26 protein-coding genes are annotated in these 21287 nt (G+C 72.4%); 13 read left to right on the top strand and 13 right to left on the bottom strand.

The window, feature by feature from the left end; all coding sequences use genetic code 11:
- Positions 1-145: 145 nt before the first annotated feature.
- Genes B0I32_RS40640 through B0I32_RS40615 form a run of 6 tightly spaced genes read left to right on the top strand, consistent with a single transcriptional unit; the run spans position 146 to position 5460 of the window.
- On the top strand, positions 146-1627 hold the full coding sequence (locus tag B0I32_RS40640) for a histidine kinase (RefSeq protein WP_146178494.1): 1482 nt from the start codon (positions 146-148) through the stop codon (positions 1625-1627).
- On the top strand, positions 1624-2064 hold the full coding sequence (locus tag B0I32_RS40635; protein WP_106248765.1) for a roadblock/LC7 domain-containing protein: 441 nt from the start codon (positions 1624-1626) through the stop codon (positions 2062-2064). The genes B0I32_RS40640 and B0I32_RS40635 overlap by 4 nt, the downstream gene beginning before the upstream one ends.
- On the top strand, positions 2061-2423 hold the full coding sequence (locus B0I32_RS40630; RefSeq protein WP_219912267.1) for a DUF742 domain-containing protein: 363 nt from the start codon (positions 2061-2063) through the stop codon (positions 2421-2423). Before B0I32_RS40635 ends, B0I32_RS40630 begins: the two co-directional genes overlap by 4 nt.
- Positions 2410-3000: a GTP-binding protein gene (locus tag B0I32_RS40625; protein ID WP_219912266.1), complete on the top strand. Its 591-nt coding sequence runs from the start codon at positions 2410-2412 to the stop codon at positions 2998-3000. The genes B0I32_RS40630 and B0I32_RS40625 overlap by 14 nt, the downstream gene beginning before the upstream one ends.
- Complete coding sequence (locus tag B0I32_RS40620) at positions 2997-4295, top strand: cytochrome P450 family protein (RefSeq protein WP_181308327.1); 1299 nt, start codon at positions 2997-2999, stop codon at positions 4293-4295. Before B0I32_RS40625 ends, B0I32_RS40620 begins: the two co-directional genes overlap by 4 nt.
- The gene (locus tag B0I32_RS40615; protein ID WP_106248760.1) at positions 4249-5460 is read left to right on the top strand and encodes a cytochrome P450 family protein; all 1212 of its coding nucleotides are present in this window, start codon (positions 4249-4251) and stop codon (positions 5458-5460) included. Before B0I32_RS40620 ends, B0I32_RS40615 begins: the two co-directional genes overlap by 47 nt.
- 54 nt (positions 5461-5514) lie before the next feature.
- On the opposite strand, the gene B0I32_RS40610 is transcribed toward B0I32_RS40615, so the two are convergent.
- From B0I32_RS40610 to B0I32_RS40595, 4 genes are all read right to left on the bottom strand, one after another.
- Complete coding sequence (locus B0I32_RS40610; protein ID WP_245956333.1) at positions 5515-5910, bottom strand: VOC family protein; 396 nt, start codon at positions 5908-5910, stop codon at positions 5515-5517.
- 149 nt (positions 5911-6059) lie between these two features.
- A complete protein-coding gene (locus tag B0I32_RS40605) occupies positions 6060-6863 on the bottom strand; it encodes a helix-turn-helix domain-containing protein (protein WP_245956332.1) in 804 nt (267 codons plus the stop codon).
- Positions 6864-6974: 111 nt separating this feature from the next.
- Positions 6975-7556, bottom strand: a complete 582-nt coding sequence (locus B0I32_RS40600) for a TetR/AcrR family transcriptional regulator (protein ID WP_106248757.1) — start codon at positions 7554-7556, stop codon at positions 6975-6977.
- 25 nt (positions 7557-7581) lie between these two features.
- Positions 7582-8196 (bottom strand): hypothetical protein, encoded by a 615-nt coding sequence (locus B0I32_RS40595; protein WP_106248755.1) that lies wholly within the window; start codon positions 8194-8196, stop codon positions 7582-7584.
- 149 nt (positions 8197-8345) lie between these two features.
- Between B0I32_RS40595 and B0I32_RS40590 the strand changes: the two genes are divergently transcribed.
- The gene (locus B0I32_RS40590) at positions 8346-9332 is read left to right on the top strand and encodes an aldo/keto reductase (protein ID WP_106248753.1); all 987 of its coding nucleotides are present in this window, start codon (positions 8346-8348) and stop codon (positions 9330-9332) included.
- Positions 9333-9495: 163 nt separating this feature from the next.
- Here the strand turns inward: B0I32_RS40590 and B0I32_RS40585 are convergent, their stop codons facing one another.
- Entirely contained in the window at positions 9496-10050 is a 555-nt protein-coding gene (locus tag B0I32_RS40585; RefSeq protein WP_106248751.1) for an NADPH-dependent FMN reductase, read from the bottom strand.
- Positions 10051-10164: 114 nt separating this feature from the next.
- On the opposite strand from B0I32_RS40585, the gene B0I32_RS40580 reads away from it, so the two are divergent.
- A complete protein-coding gene (locus B0I32_RS40580; RefSeq protein ID WP_106248749.1) occupies positions 10165-11088 on the top strand; it encodes an AraC family transcriptional regulator in 924 nt (307 codons plus the stop codon).
- A gap of 103 nt (positions 11089-11191) precedes the next feature.
- Here the strand turns inward: B0I32_RS40580 and B0I32_RS40575 are convergent, their stop codons facing one another.
- A complete protein-coding gene (locus B0I32_RS40575) occupies positions 11192-11719 on the bottom strand; it encodes a CGNR zinc finger domain-containing protein (RefSeq protein ID WP_106248748.1) in 528 nt (175 codons plus the stop codon).
- A gap of 26 nt (positions 11720-11745) precedes the next feature.
- Between B0I32_RS40575 and B0I32_RS40570 the strand changes: the two genes are divergently transcribed.
- Positions 11746-12210: a GNAT family N-acetyltransferase gene (locus B0I32_RS40570; RefSeq protein ID WP_106248746.1), complete on the top strand. Its 465-nt coding sequence runs from the start codon at positions 11746-11748 to the stop codon at positions 12208-12210.
- A 99-nt stretch (positions 12211-12309) separates the two neighbouring features.
- Positions 12310-13332 (top strand): LLM class flavin-dependent oxidoreductase, encoded by a 1023-nt coding sequence (locus B0I32_RS40565; protein ID WP_106248745.1) that lies wholly within the window; start codon positions 12310-12312, stop codon positions 13330-13332.
- Positions 13333-13398: 66 nt separating this feature from the next.
- Here the strand turns inward: B0I32_RS40565 and B0I32_RS40560 are convergent, their stop codons facing one another.
- Both B0I32_RS40560 and B0I32_RS40555 read right to left on the bottom strand, forming a co-directional pair.
- Positions 13399-14169 (bottom strand): enoyl-CoA hydratase-related protein, encoded by a 771-nt coding sequence (locus tag B0I32_RS40560; protein WP_245956331.1) that lies wholly within the window; start codon positions 14167-14169, stop codon positions 13399-13401.
- A 159-nt stretch (positions 14170-14328) separates the two neighbouring features.
- Positions 14329-15168, bottom strand: coding sequence for a prephenate dehydratase (locus B0I32_RS40555; RefSeq protein WP_106248743.1), 840 nt, complete (start codon positions 15166-15168; stop codon positions 14329-14331).
- Between the two features lie 88 nt (positions 15169-15256).
- Here B0I32_RS40555 and B0I32_RS40550 point away from each other — a divergent pair, with 88 nt between their 5' ends.
- Both B0I32_RS40550 and B0I32_RS40545 read left to right on the top strand, forming a co-directional pair.
- Entirely contained in the window at positions 15257-15799 is a 543-nt protein-coding gene (locus tag B0I32_RS40550) for a helix-turn-helix domain-containing protein (RefSeq protein ID WP_106248741.1), read from the top strand.
- A gap of 5 nt (positions 15800-15804) precedes the next feature.
- Positions 15805-16167: a hypothetical protein gene (locus B0I32_RS40545; RefSeq protein ID WP_106248740.1), complete on the top strand. Its 363-nt coding sequence runs from the start codon at positions 15805-15807 to the stop codon at positions 16165-16167.
- Between the two features lie 240 nt (positions 16168-16407).
- Here the strand turns inward: B0I32_RS40545 and B0I32_RS40540 are convergent, their stop codons facing one another.
- From B0I32_RS40540 to B0I32_RS40525, 4 genes are all read right to left on the bottom strand, one after another.
- A complete protein-coding gene (locus B0I32_RS40540; protein WP_106248738.1) occupies positions 16408-16815 on the bottom strand; it encodes a nuclear transport factor 2 family protein in 408 nt (135 codons plus the stop codon).
- The gene (locus tag B0I32_RS40535; protein WP_106248737.1) at positions 16812-17630 is read right to left on the bottom strand and encodes a DUF1684 domain-containing protein; all 819 of its coding nucleotides are present in this window, start codon (positions 17628-17630) and stop codon (positions 16812-16814) included. The genes B0I32_RS40540 and B0I32_RS40535 overlap by 4 nt, the downstream gene beginning before the upstream one ends.
- A complete protein-coding gene (locus B0I32_RS40530; protein WP_106248735.1) occupies positions 17627-18487 on the bottom strand; it encodes a class I SAM-dependent methyltransferase in 861 nt (286 codons plus the stop codon). Before B0I32_RS40530 ends, B0I32_RS40535 begins: the two co-directional genes overlap by 4 nt.
- Positions 18488-18584: 97 nt before the next feature.
- Positions 18585-19169: a helix-turn-helix domain-containing protein gene (locus B0I32_RS40525; protein WP_219912265.1), complete on the bottom strand. Its 585-nt coding sequence runs from the start codon at positions 19167-19169 to the stop codon at positions 18585-18587.
- 106 nt (positions 19170-19275) lie between these two features.
- Here B0I32_RS40525 and B0I32_RS40520 point away from each other — a divergent pair, with 106 nt between their 5' ends.
- Positions 19276-20871: an MFS transporter gene (locus B0I32_RS40520; protein ID WP_106248732.1), complete on the top strand. Its 1596-nt coding sequence runs from the start codon at positions 19276-19278 to the stop codon at positions 20869-20871.
- A 1-nt stretch (position 20872) separates the two neighbouring features.
- On the opposite strand, the gene B0I32_RS40515 is transcribed toward B0I32_RS40520, so the two are convergent.
- Positions 20873-21100, bottom strand: a complete 228-nt coding sequence (locus B0I32_RS40515; protein ID WP_106248731.1) for a tautomerase family protein — start codon at positions 21098-21100, stop codon at positions 20873-20875.
- Positions 21101-21287 lie beyond the last annotated feature (187 nt).

Raw genomic sequence — 21287 nt, 5'->3', positions numbered from 1 at the left:
GGGCCCCAGCAAGCGAATTCTGAATATTTTTCATATTGCTGTGCCGCGAAAGACACGCGCGGACGGCGGGACACCATTCCGCACGCGGCCCCCACCGCCATCTCGCCGCGCCCGGCCTGGCCCGCGGCGCCGAACAAGGACTGTCGTGATCACAACTGATTTCGCGGTGGCGACCCTCTTAGGAGCCGTCCTCGCCCTCTCCGTCGTCCTGGGCGCCGTCGTCGCGCTCGCGGTACGCGCCCGCGCGCCACGGACCCCCGCCCCCGCCCCCGCGAGACCCTCGGAAAGGACCTCCGGCACCGGCCCGGACACCGGCCCGGACACTGGGCCGGTGAAAGCGGTCCAGGCGCCGGTCAAGACCGGCGGCCAGCAGGCCGAACGCGCGGCGCTGCAGAAGTCGCTGCAGGAGGCGCGCCGGCAGGCCGAGACGAACCGGCAGTGGTACGCCGCCGCGATCGAGGAGTCCGGTCACCTGCTCCAGCGCCTCCAGGCGGTGGCCGACGAGCAGGCCCGCGGTTACGCCGGCGTGAGCGTCCCGGCGCTGCTCCACCCGGGCTTCAAGGACAGCCTGCTGGCCAAGCACCACCAGAGCGCCATCGACCTGCTCGGCGAGACCATCAGGGCCACCCGCGACGACATCGACCGCTCGGCCCGCACCGGCGTGCGCGGCATGGCCGACGAGGTGCAGATGTACCTCGCCCGGCTGCAGATGAAGATCGACGAGGCGTTCCAGGACTTCCCCACCCAGACCCCGTTCCATCAGACGCTGGTCGACCTCGACGCGCTGACCACCTGGAGCCTGCACGCCGTGCAGCGGCTGCGCGTGCTGACCGGGTCCTGGCCCGGCATGCAGCGCGCGGACTGCACGCTGCGCGAGATCGTCGAGGGGGCCCGCGGGCGGATCAGCGCCTACAACCGGGTCGACCACACCTATCTGCCCGACGTCGGCGAGCAGTACGTCGAGGGCCGCGTCGTCGAGCCCATCACCATCGCGCTGACCGAACTGCTCAGCAACGCCGCCACCTACTCCAGCGACCGCGTCAGCGTCTACGTCACCGCGGTCCCCGCCGGGCTGCGGATCGTGGTGGAGGACGCCGGCTACGGCATGAACGCCTTCCAGCTGGCCGAGGCCGAGCGGCGGCTGTCGGCGCGGGCGGACCTCGACGTGGCCGGGCTGGCCGACGAGCGCAAGCTCGGCTTCGCCGTCATCGGCCGCCTGGCGCACGACTACGGCTTCCGGGTCGACGTCAGCGCCCCCTCGGGCAGCGGCGGGGTGAAGGCGGTGTGCCTGATCCCGAGCAGCGTCATCAACCCCGCCCCGGCCGGGCAGAGACCGGCGGCCGGCGAACGCCGCGGGGACGAGACCCCCACCGCGCCGCAGCCGCCGGCCCTCGCCACGGCCGTCCCCGCCCCCGCGCCCGTCATGGCCACCACGCCGCAGGGACTGCCCAAACGCGAACGACGCCAGGAGCCCGCCACACCCCGGCCCGCCGTCGCCACCCAGGAAGCCCTCACCGACACCCGCTCTCCCGAAGAGGCGGCGGCCGGCCTGGAGACGCTCCGCCGGGCGTTCACCACGGGCCTGACCGCCGAGGCCGCCGATCCTGAAGGAAACGCACAGGCATGATCATGCAACAGCCCACCGCCGACAGCACCGACATGAGCTGGGCCCTCAACCGGCTGTGCGAGGAGCCGGGGGTGCTCAACGCGCTGCTGTTCACCTCCGACGGGCTGGTGATGGCCCATTCGCACGGGCTCGACCGCGACGACGCCGACCGTACGGCGGCGACCCTGGCCGGGCTCAACTCGCTGCAGCGCGACCTGGGCGGCTTCTGCCGCACCCAGGGGCGGCAGCACGCGCCCGGCCCGCTGCGCTTCATGGTCAGCGACCTCAAGACGGTCACGCTGCTGCTGTTCGTCGCCACGGAACGCACCGGCGTCGGCGTGTCCGTCCGGGGCGAGTCGGCGAGCCACGAAGTCTCGGTGGCCATCCAGGCCACGCTGAAGATGATCAACGGGCTGCGGCCCGTCCTCGGCGCACGCGAACGTGGCGACACGACATGACCCAATCCCGGCACCGGCGTGCGGGCATGGTGCGCTCCCACACCGCCACCGGCGGCGACCTCACCCCGGCGCGGCAGGGCCTGGACGCCGCCACGCTCCTGCTCGCCGACGCCGGGCAGCCGGTGACCGGGCTGGCGGCCCAGCCGCGCCGGGTGATGGAGCTCTGCCTGCCGGGAGTGCTGTCGGTCTCGGAGGTCGCCGCGCACCTGCACCTGCCGGGCCCCGTCGTGCGCGTCATCGTCTCCCGGCTGCTCGACAGCGGCCACCTGTCGGCCCGCGCCCCCTTCGTCCCGACGGCCTCGTCCCCGCACAGCGCGGAGGTGCTGCGGAAAGTGCTGGTGGCCCTTGAAAAGCTCTGACCGCTACGTGCCGGCCCGGGCCCAGTCCGTCAAGGTCCTGGTGCTCGGCCCGTTCGCCGTCGGCAAGACCACGTTCGTCAGGACCGTCTCCGAGATCAGGCCGCTGTCCACCGAGGAGCGGATGACCAGGGCGGGCGAGCTCGTGGACGAGCTCGACGAGCTGTCCGAAAAGGACACCACCACGGTCGCGATGGACTTCGGCCGGCTGACCCTGAGCGAGGAGATCGTCCTCTACCTGTTCGGCGCCCCCGGCCAGCCGCGCTTCCACGGCATGGTCCGCTCCCTCATGCAGGGCGCCCTGGGCGGGCTGGTCCTGGTCGACACCCGCCGCATCGCCGACAGCTTCGACGCGATCGACCTGCTCGAAGAGGCGCGGCTGCCGTACACCGTGGCCGTCAACCACTTCTCCGGCTCGCCCCGCTACAGCGACGCGCACCTGCGCGACAGCCTCAGCATGGACGACGAGCAGCCGCTGGTGAGCCTCGACGCCCGCGAGATCGGATCGGCCAAGCACGGCCTGATCGCGCTCGTCCGCCACATCCTCTACCGTCCCCGTCACCTGGAGCACACCCCATGACCTCGTACGTGACCCCGCCCGCCGCGCGGGTGGCCCCGCCCCGGATGTTCGGGCCGGAGTTCGCCGCCCGCCCGCAGGACGTCTACCAGGCGCTGCGGGCCGCCGGTCCCGTCGCGTGGGCGGAGATCGCCGAAGGGGTGCACGCCCTGGTCGTCACCGGCCACCGCGCCGCCATCGACCTGCTCACCGACACCGAGACCTACAGCAAGGACAGCCGGCTGTGGGAGGACCTGGCGGCCGGCCGGGTCCCGCAGGACAGCCCGGTGCTGGCGCTGATGGCCTTCCGCCCCAGCCTGCTGTACGCCGACGGAGAGCGCCACGCCCGGCTCCGGCAGGCCATGGACGACTGCCTGGCCCGCGTCAGCCAGCCCGGACTGCACGACCTCACCCGCGCCCACGCGCTGCGCCTCATCGCCGGCTTCGCCCAGCAGGGCCACGCCGAGCTGATGGGCCAGTACGCCGACATGCTGCCGCTGCTCGTCTTCACCGACCTGCTCGGCTGCCCGCCGGAGCTGACCGGCCGCATGGTCACCGCCTGCCAGGGCATGATCAGCGCCGGCCCGGCGGCCGGGCAGGCCGCGGCCGATCTGGCGCAGGCCCTGGCCGAGATCATCGCGATGAAGAACCGGAGCCCCGGCCGCGACTGCACCTCCTGGATGCTGGCCCACCCGGCGCGGCTCTCGCACGAGGAGATCCTGCACCAGCTCGTCGTCCTGGTCGGCGCCGGCACCATCCCCACCGCCGCGTGGATCGCCTCCGGGCTGCGGCTGCTGCTGTCGGACGACGACTACGCCGGCGACCTGACCGGCGGCGCGATCACCGTGCGCCGCGCCCTGGAACAGGTCCTGTGGGTGCGCTCGCCCATGGCGAACTTCTCCGTCCACTACGCCCGCACGGCCACCACCCTGCACGGCGTGCCCATCCCGGCCGGCGTGCCCATCCTGATCAGCCACGCCGCCACCGGCGCCGACCCGGCGCTGCCGCCCGATCTCGGCTACGACAACCGCTCCCATCTGGCCTGGTCGGCCGGGCCGCACCGGTGCCCGGCCGACAGCCAGGCCGCCATCATCGCCCAGAGCGCCATCGAGACCCTGCTCGACCGGCTCTGGGACGTCCAGCTCGCCGACGCGGAGGTCGTCAACCGCCCAGGTCCCTTCCACCAGTGTCCCGCCCGGCTCGCCGTCCACTTCCGGCCGCAGCCGGCCCATGCCTTCGCCGCCCCCACCGCCCCCACAGGAGGTACGCGCGATGAGCCAACCGATGACCCTCGACACCACCGGCGGTCACCTGTTTGAACAGGTCGACCACCTGCGCGCCGGCGGCCCCGCCGTGCGCGTCCGACTGCCCGGAGACCTCGTCGCCTGGTCGGTGAGCCGCGGCGAGGTGGTCAGAACGCTCCTGACCCATCCCGACGTCTCCAAGAACGCCCGCACCTCCTGGCCCGACTACCGGCCCTACGCCATCGGCTGGCTGACCGCCTGGGTGGACGTGACCAGCATGTTCACCGTCGACGGCGACGACCACAAACGCCTGAAGGACCTGGTCGGCAAGGCGTTCACCCCCCGCCGCATCCAGGAGATGCGGCCCGCGGTCGAGGCGGTCGTCACCGGACTGCTCGACGACCTCGACCGCGAACCACCCGGCCGGCCGGTCGACCTGCGCTCCCGCTTCAGCTACCGGGTCCCCACCCAGGTCATCTGCGACTTCATGGGCGTGCCCGCCGGCCAGCGCCCCGAGATGCTGCGCACGATCGACGCCGTCCTCGACACCACCCTGTCCGCCGATGAGGCGACCGCCGTGCAGCGCGGCATGTACGCGGCCATGCACCGGCTGATCGAGCACAAGCGCGCCACCCCCGGCGCCGACCTGACCAGCATCCTGCTGGCCGCCCACGAGACCGGCGCCGACCGGCTCAGCCCCGACGAACTCGTCAGCACCCTGATCCTCATGATCGGCGCCGGCAGCGAGACCGCCGTCTCCCTCATCGACCACGCCGTCGTCGCCATGCTCACCCACCCCGGCCAGCTCGCCGCCGTCCAGGCCGCCCCCGGCCGCTGGGACGACGTCATCGAGGAGACCCTGCGCCACAACCCGCCGCTCATGCACCTGCCGCTGCGCTACGCCACCGCCGACCTCGACCTCGGCGACGGTGTGACCATCGGCAAGGGCGAGCTCATCCTGATCGCCTTCGGCGCCCACGGCCGCGACCCGCTCGCCAACCCCGACCCCGGCCGGTTCGACATCGACCGCGCCGACCGCCAGCACCTGGCCTTCGGCCACGGCATCCACTTCTGCCTCGGCGCGCCCCTGGCCCGGCTGGAGGCCGCCGTCGCCCTGCCCGCCCTCTTCGACCGCTTCCCCGGCCTGCGCCTGGCCACGCCCGCGGGAGCGCTGCGTCCGCAGCCCTCGTTCATCGCCAACGACTACCGCGAACTGCCCGTCCTGCTCCAACCCGCCTGACGGGCTCGCCACCGGCCGCGGTGTCCCGCGGCCGGTGGCGGCCGGCGAGCGGGCTCAGCGGAGCTCGCCCGTGATGATCCACAGATGGCCGAACGGATCACGGACGCGGCCGGAACGCTTGCCGTACGGCCGGTTCTCGATCGGCACGAGCACCTCGGCGCCGTGGGCGGTCATGCGTTCGCCGACCGCGTCCGGATCCTCGACCTCGACCTCCAGCAGGACCGCTGAGCCGCCGAGATCGTCGGGCGACAGCCATCCCCAGGCGGAGACGGCGGGTGAGACCTGGAAGGACGCCCCGCCGACGCGGTGATCGATCATGCTGGGCCGGCCGTCGTCGCCCGGGGGAGCGCTGAACACCCGCTCGGCACCGAGGGCGGCCTGGTAGAACGCCGACGCGCGCTCGGGGTCGGGCACGATGAGACGGGGAGAGAGCCGCATGTCAGAAGTCATGAGTCCATCGTCGGCCGGACGCGAGCGGGCGTATTGAAGATTTGGGAACGGGACCTGAAGGCCCGCCTCGGAGCGGGACCGCCCGGGTCTTCCGCGCATGACCGCTCGCTTCGGAGCGGGATCGCTCGGGTCTTTTGCGCATGACCCTCTCAGGCGGTGGGGCCGGTCAGGCCCTCCGTGCGTAGCCACTCGGCCGGCGTGCACCCGGCCATCGCCCGCCATTCGCGAGTGAGATGCGCCTGGTCGGCGAAGCCCGCCGCCGCGGCCACATCCGCCAGGCCGGCCGTCCCGTCACGGGCGGCGGCCACGAGCTGGCCACGCACCGCCTCGAACCGGAGCAGCCGCTGGTACTCCTTCGGCGTCACCCCCAGCGCGCAGCGGACCGTGCCGCTCAGGTGCCGCCTGGAGCACCCGAGCAGCCGGGCCGCCTCCTGCACCCGGGCGGTCCCCGACAACGCGGCCAGCGTGGCCGGCAACTCCCGGCCGCCGGTGTCGCTCTCGTGCCGGTCCAGCCCGGCGAGCAGGGCCTCTTCGACCAGGGCCCGGCGCCGCGGCCAGGACCGGCAGCCCGCCAGCCGCTCCGGCAGGTCCGCCATCGCCGGGGCCACGTCGGCGAGCTCGGCGAGCTGCCCGGACAGCGCCGACGCCGGGACCCCCAGCAGCATGGCCGCGGCCGGCGGGCTGAGCGTCAGCCACACGCCGCGCGTGCCGCCCCGCTGCGTCAGCTCGGCCGGGTCGAGGTGCAGCCCGGCGACCACGGCCTGGAACCGTTGCGCCGAGCCCTGCCGCCCGAGCCAGCCGATCTCCAGGGAGTCGGCCTCGGGGATCGTGATCGAGATCGTGGTGGAGGGCAGCCCGCGATGGACGCCGCCCGGGCCGAGGTCGTAGGAGCTCAGTGCCGCCACGAACGGGGCCAGGGCCGCGGACCTGCGATGAGCGGGCACGACGGTCACCTCTCCACCCTACGGCGGCCCGGCGGCGCGACCAACGCCCGTCCGGTGACGCGACGTCCGGTGATGCGACCGACGTCCGCTCGGCGACGCGATCGACGCCGGCCCGGGTGCTCAGGTGGTGGGGCCGGAGGGTGGGAAGAGGGCGGTGACGGCGCGGACGACGGCGGCGCGGCGGGCGGCCGGGGAGGGGTCGGCGAGGGCGGCGATGACGACCTGGTCGCTCCAGGTCTCGGCGATCTGGCAGACCAGGGCCATGATGTCGGCCGGGGCCCAGGAGGCGTCGAGGAGGCCGTCCTGCTGCGCGCGCCGGATCCGGTCCACCTTGACGGCGAGGGCGTCGCGGTAGGCGTCCGGCTCGGCGGGGGAGCGATCGGCGGGAGGCAGTTCGAGGCGGCCCCAGGCGATGAACCGGTGCCGGCCGGGGTTGGCGGTGAAGTAGTCGAACAGCTGGCCGGCGTAGGAGGGCAGGTCGGCCGGATCCAGGTGGATCGCGTCGGCCGCCGCCGCCAGCTCGGCCGAGGCCACGTGCGCGTACAGGGCCTCCTTGTTGCGGAAGTAGGCGTAGACGCGTTCCTTGCTGGTACGGGCGGCCTTGGCGATCCGGTCCACCCGGGCGCCGGCGATCCCGAACTGGGCGAACTCCGCTCGCGCGGCGGTGACGACGCGGTCGCGGGTGGAGTCGGTTCTGGCCATGCCCCAACCTTAGTGATCCGGCGCGTCAGCGCCCGGAGCGCAGGGACTCGAGCTCCGCCGCCCGGCGCAGGTCCTTCGGCCGGCCGAGGGCGCGGCGCATCAGGATCAGGTCGTCGAGACCGGCGTAACCGACCTCCAGGCCGTCCGGCCCGGCCGCGGTGACCGCGCGGTCGAGGACCTCCCGCACGCGCAGCCCGCCCCACGGGAGGTCCGGGGTGCAGCAGTCGCCGCCGGCTCCGGTCGCGGTGAACTGCACCTTGGGCCTGAGGAAGGACTCCGGCCGGGTCGCCACGGGCTCGCCCCGCTCGTCGCTCAGCCGCGCGCCGACGGAGGCGAAGGCGGCCGCCAGGGCCGGGGCGTGCTCGGGGACACCGTCCCAGAGCAGATCGAGGTCGCCGGTCAGCTCGGCGGATCCGTGCATGATGCCGGCCACCTGCCCGATCACCACGGCGCGGACGCCGTGCCGCTGGAGGGCTCCGAGCAGGGGGAACGGGTCGAAGCCGACGGCGCCGTCCGTGCCGATCGTGCCGACGTCGTCGTCGGCGTCCTCGTGGCCGAGGCCGGTGCCCGCCCGCTGCCCGGCCAGCTCACGGGTCCGCCGGGCGGCGGCGCGAAGTCGTCGTATCGGTTCGTCGCTCATCTGGCCCTTGCTCCACCGCGCCGGAAAGCCGGGCCTGCCCGGCGGAACGATCTTATCGCCGCCGGGTGCCAGGGACGGACGCCGGGCGAAGGGGAGTAGGGTGGAGAAGTCCATACCGAACCGTTTGGTTTGCTCTGGAGGAACTCAGCATGCGACAGCGCACTCTCGGCCGTCAGGGTCTGGCCGTCTCGGCGATCGGCTACGGATCCATGGGCCTGACGATGGCCTACGGCCCCGGTGACGAGCAGGCCGGCATCGCGGCCATCCGGCGCGCGTACGACCTGGGCGTCACCTTCTTCGACACCGCCGAGCTGTACGGCCTCGGCACCGGCTCCAACGAGACCCTGGTCGGCAAGGCGGTCAAGGACTTCCGCGACGAGGTCGTCCTGGCCACGAAGTTCGGCTTCGACCTGTCCGACCCCGCGCGGATCGGCTTCGGGCTCGACAGCCGCCCCGAGCACATCCGCGAGGTCACCGACAACAGCCTGCGCTACCTGGGCGTCGACCACATCGACGTGCTCTACCAGCACCGGGTCGACCCCGACGTGCCGATCGAGGACGTCGCGGGCTCCGTCAAGGAGCTGATCGAGGCGGGCAAGGTGAAGTACTTCGGCCTGTCGGAGGCCGGTCCCCAGACGATCCGCAGGGCGCACGCCGTCCAGCCGGTCTCCGTCCTGCAGACCGAGTACTCCCTGTTCGAGCGGGAGGTCGAGGAGCTGTTCCCGGTGCTGCGCGAGCTGGGGATCGGGTTCGTCGCCTACTCGCCGCTGGGCCGCGGTTTCATCACCGGCACGGCCAAGCCCGCCGGCTCCTACGACGCCACTGACATGCGCAACACCGACCCCCGCTGGCAGCCGGGCAACTTCGAGCAGAACCTGGCGGCCGTGGAGCGGCTGAGCGAGCTGGCCGCGTCGAAGGGCGCGACCGTCGCCCAGCTCGCCCTGGCCTGGGTCCTGGCGCAGGGTGAGGACATCGTGCCGATCCCCGGCACCCGCAGCCCGCGGCGGATGGAGGAGAACGCCGGCGCCGCCGAGCTCACCCTCGGCCCCGCCGACCTGGACGCGATCGCCGGGATCCTGCCCACCGGTGGATTCGGCGCCCGCTACGTGGCCCAGGTCCTGCCCAGCTGGACCTGACCCCGGCGCAGGTCCGCGCCCGGCCGGACCAGAGCCGGTCCAGGTTTCGCCCGCCTGGACCGACCCCGGCCCAGGTCCAATCCGCCTGGACCCGGCCCCCGCCCAGGTCCGCTCACGGCGGCCGGGGCTGGGCCCGGCCGCCGGATCCGCCGGTGCCCGCGGCTCAGGCCGCCCTGAGCGGGCGCAGGGCCGAGCCCCAGGACAGGACCTGGTCGAGGACCACGTTCAGCCGGTCCTCGTGGGCGGCGGCGGGCTGGAAGCCGTCCGCGAAGTCGGTGTGGATCGACAGCCCGACCTGGTTCGACACGGTGGCCACGCTGAGCAGGCCGAGGACGTGCCGCAGGTGCGAGATCGCCCGGGGCGCGCCGTCCACGCCGTAGCCGACGAACCCGGCCGCCTTGTTGGTCCACTCCGAGTACAGGAAGTCGAGCGCGTTCTTGAGCGCTCCGGGGTAGGAGTTGTTGTACTCCGGCGTCACGATGACGAACGCGTCCAGCGACGCCACCTTGGCCGACCAGCGCTTGGTGCGCTCGTACTGGTAGTTGCCCGTGGCGGGGTGCTCGGGCTCGTCCAGGTTGCCCAGGTCGAAGTCCTTCAGATCGACGATCTCGTACTCGGCGTCGCCGCGCTTGACGGCCAGCTCGTGGACCCAGCGCGCCACCGCCTCGCCGTTGCGGCCGGGACGGGTGCTGCCCAGGATGATGCCTATTCTCAGCATGTCAATACTCCTCATTCGGCTGTGCGGAAACCACCGTACGGAGAAGTGCTGAGATACTGAATGCGCTGCTGTCCAACTTTCATACGCGATCGTCTCTGTGGTTAGACTCCCCGTATGGATGTGCTCAGCGACGTGGTGGCCTTCATGCGGGGCGGGCGGCCCACCTCCACCCGCTTCTCCTGGCGGGCGCCCTGGGGGACGTGGTTCCGCACGGCAGACGGGTCCGCGAGTTTCATGCTGGTGCTACGCGGATCCTGCTGGTTCGTCCCGCCGGACGGCGAGCCCGTTCCGCTGAGCGTCGGCGACGTGGTGTTCCTGCCGCACAGCGACTCGTTCGGGCTGACCGACGATCCTGCCAGAACGCTGGCCGAAGCGGACTGCGGGGCCCATCACGAGCTGTACGGCTCGGCCGGGACGGACGGCGCCGGGCCCGAGACGGTCGTCCTGGCCGGCGGCTACCGGCTCGACCCCGACCGGACCCACCCCATCCTGAGCTCGCTGCCCGGCGTGATCCACCTGCCCGCGACGCTCGGCAGCCATTCCGGGCTGCGGGCCGCCGTCGAGTTGCTGGCCGCCGAGATCGACAACCCCCGTTCCGGCGCCGACGTGGTGGTGTCGTCGCTGCTGGAGATGTTGCAGCTGTACGTGCTGCGGGCCTACTTCGAGACCCAGGACGAGCCGTGCACGCTGTCCGGCTGGGCCGCCGCGCTGGCCGACCCCGGGATCGGCCGCGCGCTCGACGCCGTCCACCGCGACCCGGCCCGCCACTGGACGGTCGAGGAGCTCGGCGTCCGCGCGGGCATGTCGCGGGCCGGCTTCGCCCGCCGCTTCGCGGCGCTGGTCGGGCAGCCGCCGCTGACCTACCTGACCTGGTGGCGGCTGATGAACGGGGCCCGCCTGCTGCGCGACTCGGACGCGTCGGTGGCGGAGGTGGCCGAGCGGATGGGCTACGCGTCGGAGTTCGCCTTCGGCAACGCCTTCAAACGGCAGTTCGGCGTACCACCCGGCCGCTACCGCCGCCGGCCCGCGGTGGCCTGAGCCGTCCCGTCCGCATCGGCCGACGCCACGGCCCGCGCGTGAGCCGGCGCTGCGGCCCCGCCAGGCCGGCCCGCATGAGCCGGTGCTGCGGGCAGCCGGCCGGTCAGGTGGTCGACGCGGAGCGGCGGGCGCGGTGGCGGCGTACCGCGTCCCGGTTGGCGCAGGGGTGGGAGCAGTACCGCTGCCGCGCGGTGCGCGAGGTGTCCGCGAAGATCGCCGCGCAGCCGTCGGCGGCGCACCGCCCGAGCCGGTCCATGCCCCGGCCGGTGAGGTGCAGCGCCGTGCCCACGGCGATCAGCGCGAACAGCGCCGCGCCGAGCGGCTGGGAGTGGTCGCGGTAGTGCAGGTGCCAGCCGTGCGCGTGGTCGGTCAGCCGCGGATAGGCGGCCGACCGGGCCAGCATCTCGTTGACCAGCCCGGCCCGCTCGTGCTCGTCGGCGGCGTCGACGACCTTCGTCCAGGCGGCGATGACGTCGAGGGTCCGGTCGAGATCCGCCGCTTCGACAGGACGTTCCAGCACCAGACCGGCCGCGCGGCAGCGAGCGGCCAGTTCGGCGGCGCTCGCCGGTGGCCGGTTCGCCAGTTCGGCGGCGAAGTTCACCACGTCCGCGCCGTAAGGGTTGAGCTGCACAAGCTCATTACAACAGCCTGTACGTCATGCCACGAACCGCAACAGAACACGACATCCCGGAACTTGTTCGCCTCCGGGCCCTGCTCTTCGACGACCTCGGCGGCGACTTCTTCAATCCCGCGAACGCCGGTGACGACTGGCGCGACACGCTCGCCGGGGTGTTCGAGCGGAAACTGGCCGAACCCGAGTGCCGGATCCTGGTCGTGGACGGCGGGCCCGGCCTGGCCGCCTGCGGCATCGGCACGATCGAGCAGTGGTTCCCCGGCCCCCACTCACGTAACGGCCGGATCGGCCACGTCATCGGCATGGTCACCGACCCGTCGCACCGGCGGCGCGGGCACGGGCGGGCGATCATGCTCGGCCTGCTCGACTGGTTCAGGGAACGCGACGCCGTACGCGTCGACCTCACCGCCTCACGCGAGGCCGAACCGCTCTACCGGAGCCTCGGCTTCACCGGCCACCCCGACCCCCTGCTCTGCTGGAAGCCGTGACGACGCCGCTGGTCGCCGTGACGTCGTCGCGCCGGGTCCGGCAGTCGGAGACGATGGACCTCGCGGAATGTCCTTGACGCGAGGAAGGTTCAACTCTCTATGAAGAAGATCGGTTTCCTGAGCTTCGGGCATTGGTCGTCGTCGCCGTACTCGAAGGCCCGCAGCGCGTCCGACACCCTGTTGCAGTCGATCGAGCTCGCGGTCGCGGCCGAGGAGCTCGGGGCCGACGGCGCCTACTTCCGCGTGCACCACTTCGCCCAGCAGCTGGCGAGCCCGTTCCCGCTGCTCGCCGCCGTCGGCGCGCGGACCAGCAGGATCGAGATCGGCACCGGCGTCATCGACATGCGCTACGAGAACCCCCTCTACATGGCCGAGGACGCCGGCGCGGCTGACCTCATCGCGGGCGGGCGGCTGCAGCTCGGCATCAGCCGCGGATCACCCGAGCAGGTGATCGACGGCTGGCGCTACTTCGGCTACGAGCCCGCGGAGGGGGAGACCGAGGCGGACATGGCGCGCAAGCACGCGGAGGTCTTCCTCAAGGTGCTCGACGGCGAGGGCTTCGCCCAGCCGAACCCGCGGCCGATGTTCCCCAACCCGCCCGGGCTGCTGCGCCTCGAACCCCACTCGGAGGGGCTGCGCCGGCGCATCTGGTGGGGTTCCAGCTCGAACGCCACCGCGAAGTGGGCCGCCGGGCTGGGCATGCACCTGATGAGTTCCACGCTCAAGGACGACGAGAACGGCAAGCCGTTCCACGTGCAGCAGGCCGAGCAGATCGCGGCCTACCGGGAGGCGTGGAAGGAGGCCGGCCACGAGGACGAGCCGCGCGTGTCGGTGAGCCGCTCGATCATGCCGATCGTCAACGAGACCGACCGCGCGTACTTCGGGCACGAGCGTGCCAGCACGGACCAGGTCGGCTTCATCGACGCCACCACCAGGGCCGTCTTCGGGCGTACGTACGCCGCCGAGCCCGACGTGCTGGTCAAGGAGCTGGCCGCCGACGAGGCGATCGCCGCGGCCGACACGCTGCTGCTGACGGTGCCCAGCCAGCTCGGCGTGGACTACAACGCCCACCTGCTCTCCTCGGTCCTGACCCACGTCGCCCCCGCGCTCGGCTGGCGCTGACGCCGCCCGCCGGAACGAGTTCGCGCCGTCCGCGTGCCGGCCGCGCCGGCCCGGCGGTCGCGTGCGTCAGTCGGTCCACTTGGGCGGGCGCTTGCCCAGGAACGCCGCCATGCCCTCGCGCGCCGCGGCGGACTGCGACGACTCGGCCATGACCTTGGTGGCCAGCCGGTACGCGTCCGCCCGCGGCAGCGGCAGCTGCTGGTGCAGGGTGCGCTTGCCGAGCGCCTTCGAGGCGCGGCTGCCCCTGGTGGCCCGCCCGAGCAGGTCGGCGACGGCGTCGTCGAGCTCCGCGGCGGGCACGACCCGGTTGACCAGCCCCCAGTCGAGGGCCTGCGCGGCGGTGATGGTGTCGCCGGTGTACGCCATCTCGGCCGCCCGCTTGCGGCCGATGTCGCGCGCGATGGCGACCATGGGGGTGTGGCAGAACCAGCCCCCCTTGCCGCCGGGCGCGGCGAACCCGGCCGAGTCGGCGGCGACGGCGAGATCGCAGGTGGCGACCAGCTGGCAGCCCGCCGCGGTGGCCAGGCCGTGCACCCGCGCCACGACGGGCTGCGGCACCGACTCGATCAGCTCCATGAGCTGGAGACAGGTGTCCAGGATGGCGCTCACTCCGTCCAGGTCGGCCTCGGCGACGTCGGCGAAGTCGTGGCCGGCGCTGAAGACCGGGCCCGCCCCCGCCAGGATGATCCCTGAGGCGTCGCTGTCGCCGGCGGCGCCGAACGCCTCGATCAGCTCCCGCAGGTGGGCCAGCGACAGGGCGTTGCGCCGCTGCGGCCGGTTCATCGTGATCGTCACGAAGTCGGCGTCGCGGGTGAGCAGTACATGTTCCAGGTTCACGGTCGGGCTCCCGAAGATCGCGCAGACACGTGACCGCGATCGGCCACGGAGGCATTCTTCCCGCCTGGACGCCACCCCTGTCAGCCCGCGGCCCGGGGTTTTCCCTTCGCCGTCGGCGCCGCGCCGGGCACCCGGCGTTCGCCCGGAATCCCCGGAGGATCAGCCGGTGCGGGACGGATCGGCCGGATAGACGCCGAGGATCTTCACGTCCGTGGTGAAGAAGGCCAGCTCCTCCAGCGCGTTCTTCAGCCCGGGATCGTCCGGGTGCCCGTCCACCTCGGCGAGGAACTGGGTGGCGGTGAAGTGGCCGCCCACCATGTAGCTCTCCAGCTTGGTCATGTTGATGCCGTTGGTCGCGAACCCGCCGAGCGCCTTGTAGAGCGCGGCCGGCAGGTTGCGGACGTTGAAGACGAACGAGGTGACCACCGGGCCGTGCCCGCGAGGGGCCTGGACGAAGTCCCTGCTGAGCACCACGAACCGGGTGGTGTTGTGCTCCTCGTCCTCGACGTCGCGGGCCAGGGTGCGCAGGCCGTAGATCTCCGCCGCGAGCGGCGGCGCGATCGCCGCCTGGGTCGGGTCGTCCGCCTCGGCCACCTCCCGCGCGGCCCCGGCGGTGTCGCCGGCGATCACGGGCACCAGGTCGTGCTCGCGGATGATCCGGCGGCACTGGCCGAGGGCGTGGACGTGGCTGTGCACGGCCTTGATCGTGTCCAGGGTCGCGCCCGGCGGCGCCATCAGGTGGAACTGGATGCGCAGGAAGTGCTCGCCGATGATGTGCAGGTCCGAGGTCGGCAGGAAGTGGTGGATGTCGGCGACCCGGCCGGCGATCGAGTTGTCGATCGGGATCATCGCCAGCTCGGCCCGCCCGCTCTCCACCACGGCGAACACGTCCTCGAAGGACGCGCACGGCACCGCGTGCCAGTCGGGGTAGTGGCGCTTGCACACCATGTGGGAGTTGGAGCCGGGCTCACCCTGGTAGGCGATACGTCGTGCGGTCACCTCAGCAAGTTTCCCATGCACCCGCGCCTGAACCGGCCATCGCTCGCTCGGTTGCCTTCTCATTATCGAGAATGATAACGTTCGATATGTGAGTTTTTCCATCGAGCAGTGGGCGGAGCTGGCGCTTCACCCCGTGCGCATCCGGATCCTGTCCGCCACGGCGGGCGCCCGCCGTACGGCGTCGGACCTGGCGGGCCTGCTGCCCGACGTGCCGCAGGCCACGCTCTACCGGCAGATCTCCACCCTGGCCAAGGCCGGGCTGCTGGTCGTGGTGGAGGAGCGGAAGGTCGGCGGTGCGAAGGAGCGCGTCTACGCGCTGCCCGAAGAAGGGCTGACCCCGAGCCCCCAGGCGCTGGCCGCCGCGTCGAGGGAGGAGCACGCGCGTTACTTCACCGCGTTCGTCTCCACCCTGCTGTCGGAGTTCTCGCGCTACCTGGCCGGAGAGCACGTCGATCTGGCGGCCGACGGAGCCGGCTACCAGCAGCTGGTGCTGCACCTGGACGAGGAGGAGTTCCTGCGCTTCGCGCAGGGCTTCGCCGAGCTGGTGCGCCCCCTGCTGGCGAACGAACCGGGAGGGCAGCGGACGCCCCGTCTGCTGGCGACGGTCCTCCTCCCGCTGAGGAAAGGATGACAGCCATGGCCACGGTCATGATCAACGACAGTCTGATCGCCATCGAGTTCGGCCCGTGGGAGCGGATGTTCGCCGGCCGGTCCCGGCACGTCGTTCCCGCGCACGCGGTACGGCAGGCGCTCGTCACCCCCCGGCCCCTGAGCGTCGCCCGCGGCGCGAGAAAGGGTCTCGCGGTGTCGGGGCACGCCAAGATCGGCGTCTGGGGGCTGTTCGGCGGCCCTCGCCAGCTGGTGGCGGCCACCCGCGACCAGCCCGGCGTGCACCTGATCCTGGATCGCGCGCGCTCAGGCGGCGAGTTCGACGAGATCGTCCTCTCGGTGCCGGACGCCGACCGGCTAGTCGCCGCCATCCGGCAGGCGGCCGGGTGACCGGCATCGAGGTACGTGACCTGACCATGACCTACAGCCGGATCACCGCCGTCGACCAGCTGAGCTCCACCGCCCCGCCCGGCACCGTGACCGCCTTCCCCGGTTCAACGGCGCCGGCGTGCGCGCTCGCCGACGAGAGGCGCACCGTCCTGGTCTCCAGTCACGTGCTCACGAGATGTGGGGGAGCGGCGCGCGCTCGCCCTGCTGGGGGCCCGGTCCTCCGTGGCCGGCTGATGCCGCTCAGGCGCCGCCGTCGTCCCCGCCGTCGTCCCCGCTGCTGTCCCCGCCGGCCGGGACGAAGCCGGCGTACTCCTCGATGCGGGTGATCAGCCCGGCGTCGTCGAAGCGGAAGTACACCGCGGCGTGCACCTCGCCGCGCATGCCGTTCCGCATGGCCACGTGCACCACGTGCTGCTGGAGGACCTCGCCCGGCTGGGCGAACTGGCGGATGACGTCGTAGCGCATCGACTCGATGGCGTCCGCCTGTGCCGCCATGTGCCGGATGTTCTCCTCGATGCCCTGCTCGGCGGTGCCGTCGTTGTGCCAGACGGTGGCCGTCCCGGCGCACCTGCTCCGGGCGCTGACCCAGTCGGCCTTCTCCAGGCTGCGCAGGTAGCCGATGGCCTGCTCCTTCAGATGGTGGCTCAAGATGAGGTCTCCTTCTGCTGGTGGCCGGGCGTGTCGTGGACGAGCGCGCGCTCGCCCGCCGCCACGCGCATCGGCAGGTGGTTGCCGGGAGGTGAGAGGGGGCAGACGAAGACGGACGGATTGAAGTGGTGATGCGAGAGCGTCGCCTGGTTGAAGTCGACGCTCAGCGTGCTGCCCGGCGGCAGGAGCGGCAGCACGAGCCAGCGGCCGATCGCGGGCGTGCCGGCGCCGTTGGTCTCGTCGGTGAAGACCACCAGGCGCTGGCCGGGGAAGTCTTCGAGGACGGCCAGCGCGTACTCGGTGCCGCCGATGGTCACGACCAGGTCGACCGGGGACGGGATGGCCTCGGTGCTGCGCGGCGAGGTCAGCCGTTCCACCTCGATGCGCCGGCCCGGGGCCGCCTGGCGGTAACGGCCTTCGAACACCCACGCCGGGTCGTACGGGTAGGCGTCGACGCCGCGCAGGCCGGAGCGTTCGACGGCCGCCTGATCCAGGACCACCATGCCGTACGCGCCGTCACCACCCCCGGCGAACCCGACACGCCCGCCGGGGAACTGCAGCCTGGCGTCGGCGGGCACTTCGGCCGTGCCGTCGACCGTCCTGCCGTCGATCCGCACGCCGTCCGCGGCTGCGGCCGTCACGGTCAGGGCCCCGGCTTCGTCGGTGCTCCACACGCCGGGGACGCCGGGGAGGGTGTGGCCGTCACGGCCGACGATCTTCCCGTTGGCGACGACCTTGGCCTTTCCGTGCGTGCCGGCGATCTCCTCCCAGCGGCGCTCTCGCCAGGCGTAGTGGGCGGCGGGCACCCCGCTCACGGAGCGCTCCGCAGGACTCGGCGGGCGGCCCAGACGGTGCGTTCGGTGCGGAGCGCGAAGTCGTCACGGCGCAGGATGCTGTGCGGGCCGCCGGTGTCGAGCAGCCCGTCGAGCGCGGCGAGGTCGTCGGCAGGAAGCGCCTGTGCGGCGGCGCCGCGAATCCGGCGCAGCGCGCTGAGCGCGTAGCGGCCGATCGCCTCGTCGCCGGAGCCGTCGAGGTGCACCGTGACGGTGCGTTCGCCGTCGAGGGCGAACCCGGCGGCGGTCAGCATCGGCCCCCAGTCGGCGCCGCGGTGGGGCAGACGCCCGGAGTGGACGTGTTCGGCCGCGGCGTGACAGCGCTCCTCCAGGCCGGGCCGCTCTTCTGGGGCGTCGGCGGGCAGGAAGCGGGGGAAGCGGGCCAGTTCGACGACGGCGAACAGGCCGCCGGGCGCGAGCAGGTCGTGGACCCGGCGCAGGACACGGGCGGGGTCGGCCATGTGGTGCATCGAGGCCGACGCCCAGACCAGATCGGGTGTGCCGAGCTCCGGCCAGTCGGGGTCGTCGAGGTCGGCCCGCACGATGTCCAGGCGGTCGTCCACCTTGCGGGCGCACGCCTTCTCGCGCAGGCGCCGCAGGTGCTCGGCCGAGGTGTCGACGGCGGTGAGGCGCGCTTCGGGGAAGCGGTCGAGCAGGGCGAAGGTGCCTGCTCCTGTGCCGCAGCCCACGTCCACGATGTGACGTGGATCGGTGGTCAGGGGCAGCCACCCGGTGATGGCGGCGAGGTGCTCGGCGAGGATGTCCGCGTCCAGGTCGAGGATCTCCTCCTGGCTGTGGCCGCCGTGGTCGTGGGTGGGGTGCGAATGCGTGTGCGTCATGACGCCACAGTACGGAGGCCATGCGCGTAAAGCATGATTCCTTTCGGTTTACGCAAGACGATGACCGCCGCCTTTGCCGGACGCGCAAGCCGTGTCGTCAGTCCGAGGTGCCGGAGTCGTCGTCGTCGCGCTGGTGGCCGCGGCGCGCGTCGCGGTCGAAGATGCCCAGGACCTCGCACGGGCCGCGCTCGGCGCCGAGGGCGTGCGGCATCATCGTCGGGAACTCGGCGGCCTGGTTCGCCTCCAGCCGGAAGCGGCGGTGGCCCAGCATGAGGACGGCCGTGCCGGACAGGACGACGAGCCATTCGCGGCCCGGATGGGCGCGCATGCGGGCCGGATTGTCGGGCGGCGGGTCGGTGATGCGCTGGCGCATCACGGTCATGCCGGGATCGGCCTTGATCGGCCAGCGCATCTGACCGTGGGCGCCGTCGATCATCGGGCTGGTGACCACGTCGTCGGTGGCCGTCTCGACCAGCTGGTCGAGGGAGGTGTCCAGGGCGCGGGCGAGGGTGACGAGCTGATCCAGCGCGAGGCGGCGCCGGCCGTTCTCGATGCGGCTCAGTGAGGACTGGCTGAGCCTGGCCCGGTTGGCCAGCTCCTCCAGCGACCAGCCCTGCGCGACCCGCAGGGCGCGGATGCGTTTGCGCACGAGGCTGTCCAGATCTTCATCTTCTTGCTTCATAGGCAACATCCTATGCCCGTGCCGCAAGCCGGGGTTACCGTCTTCCGCAGACGGCCCCGATCCGCTGGGCCCTCGCCTTCCGAACCGCCCTTTCCGAGAGGACTTCATGAGCACCGACCAACCCCTACCGGGGGAGAACGACGGGGGAGCGCCGGACGCGCGTCAGCTGCGCACGGTCCTGATCGCCGTCTGTGTCGCGTTGATGGCGGTCATCGCCTCGGTGACCGGCCTGAACGTCGCCCAGCCGGACATGGCCGTCGAGTTCGGCGCGTCCCAGACCACCATCCTGTGGATCATCAACGTCTACACCCTCACCCTGGCCGCCCTGCTGCTTCCGCTCGGCGCGATCGGCGACCGGCTGGGCCGCAAGCCCATGCTGATCATCGGTCTGATCGTCTTCGGGGTCGCCGGCGTGCTGGCGGGCCTGGCCCCGTCCGCCGGAGTCATGATCGCCGCTCGCGTGCTCAGCGGGGCGGGCGCCGCGATGATCATGCCGATCACCCTCGCCGTCATCACCTCGACGTTCCCCGCCGAGCGGCGCGGCAAGGCGATCGGCGTGTGGACCGGCGTCGCCGGAGGCGGCGGCATCATCGGCATGTTCCTGTCCGCCCTGCTCGTGGACGTGGCGCACTGGCGGTGGCTGTTCCTGCTGCCGGTCGTCCTCGTCGTCGTCTCGCTCGGCATGATGCGATCCGTGCCCGACTCCCGCGAGCACCCGGGGCACCCCTTCGACACCGTCGGCGCGCTGGCCTCCGTCGTCGCCGTGGTGGGCCTCATCTTCGTACTCCAGGAAGGCCCGGAGCGCGGCTGGAGCGACCCGGTCACCCTGGCCGCCCTCGTCGCCGGTCTGGCGGCGCTGATCTTCTTCGTGGCCTGGGAACTGCGCCGCGCGGACGTGGCCCTCCTGGACGTACGTCTCTTCCGCGAGCGCGGCCTGAGCGGCGGCTCCCTCACCCTGCTGGTGGTCTTCGGCGTCCAGGCGGGCGTCTTCGTGGTCCTCTTCCCGTTCCTGCAGGCCGTGCTCGGCTGGTCGGGGCTGCTGTCCACGCTGGCGATGATGCCCATGGCCGTGCTGATGATGCTGACCTCCGGCCTGGCGCCCCACCTGGCCGCGCGTGTCGGCGCCCGCGCCACCATGGCGGCGGGGGTCGCCCTGTTCGGCGCCGGACTGGCCCTCATGGCCGGCATCGTCTCGGTCGAGGGCGGCTACCTGTCCATCCTGCCCGGCATGCTCGCCATGGGCATCGGCATGGGGCTGTCGATGACTCCCTCCACCGAGGCCATCACCGGTTCCCTGCCGAGGGAGAAGCAGGGGGTCGCCTCCGCGCTCAACGACATCACCCGCGAGTTCGGCACCGCGCTCGGCGTCGCCCTGCTCGGGGCGCTCCTGGCGAACGGCTACCGCGCCGCCGTCGACGACCGGCTGACCGGCATCCCCCAGGGCGTGGCGGACATCGCCCGCCAGGGCGTCGCCAACGCCGTCGAGGTCGCGGGCACCGCCGGGCCCCACGCGCGGGCGCTGGCCGAGGCCGCCCGGCAATCGTTCGTGGACGGCTGGCAGCAGGCCATGTGGGCCGGCGTCGTGGTCATGGGCGTCCTGTTCGTCTACGCCGTCGTCCGCGGACCGTCGAACAGGCCCTCCGCGTCGGCGGGCCAGGAGAGGACCTCCGGCGACGACCGGCACCCCCAGTTGTCCGCGTAGGTCATCCGGATCGTTCGCCCGCGATCAGCGCCTTGACGTCCGCGGCCGTCATCGGCCGGCCCCCGATGCCCCAGTCGCCGCTCTTGACCTCCTCGACGATGACCAGAGTGAGGGAGCGCAGGTTCTCGCCCTCGACGGCGACCATCGCGTCGGTCAGCTTCTCCACCATCTCGGCCTTCTGCGCGTCGCTGAACACGCCCTCGATGACCTTCACGTTGACGAGTGGCATGGGGTCCCCCTCCCCGTGGGTGCGGCGCACCGCCGCTCAGCGGACCTGCCCCTGCCTGAACTGGACAAACGCCGCTTAATAGAAATCTACAACGTAAAGGCGTCTGGTTGTGGCAGATCCTTCTCAACAGCTCAAAACCATAACTTTCCTCATCGAGACCGCACCTCGGATTGGTTCTAAGCTGACG

The organism is Nonomuraea fuscirosea (assembly GCF_003001935.1).
GTDB lineage: Bacteria > Actinomycetota > Actinomycetes > Streptosporangiales > Streptosporangiaceae > Nonomuraea > Nonomuraea fuscirosea.
The sequence above is the reverse complement of the archived record's forward strand: the minus strand, read 5'-3'. Positions and strand labels throughout refer to the sequence as shown.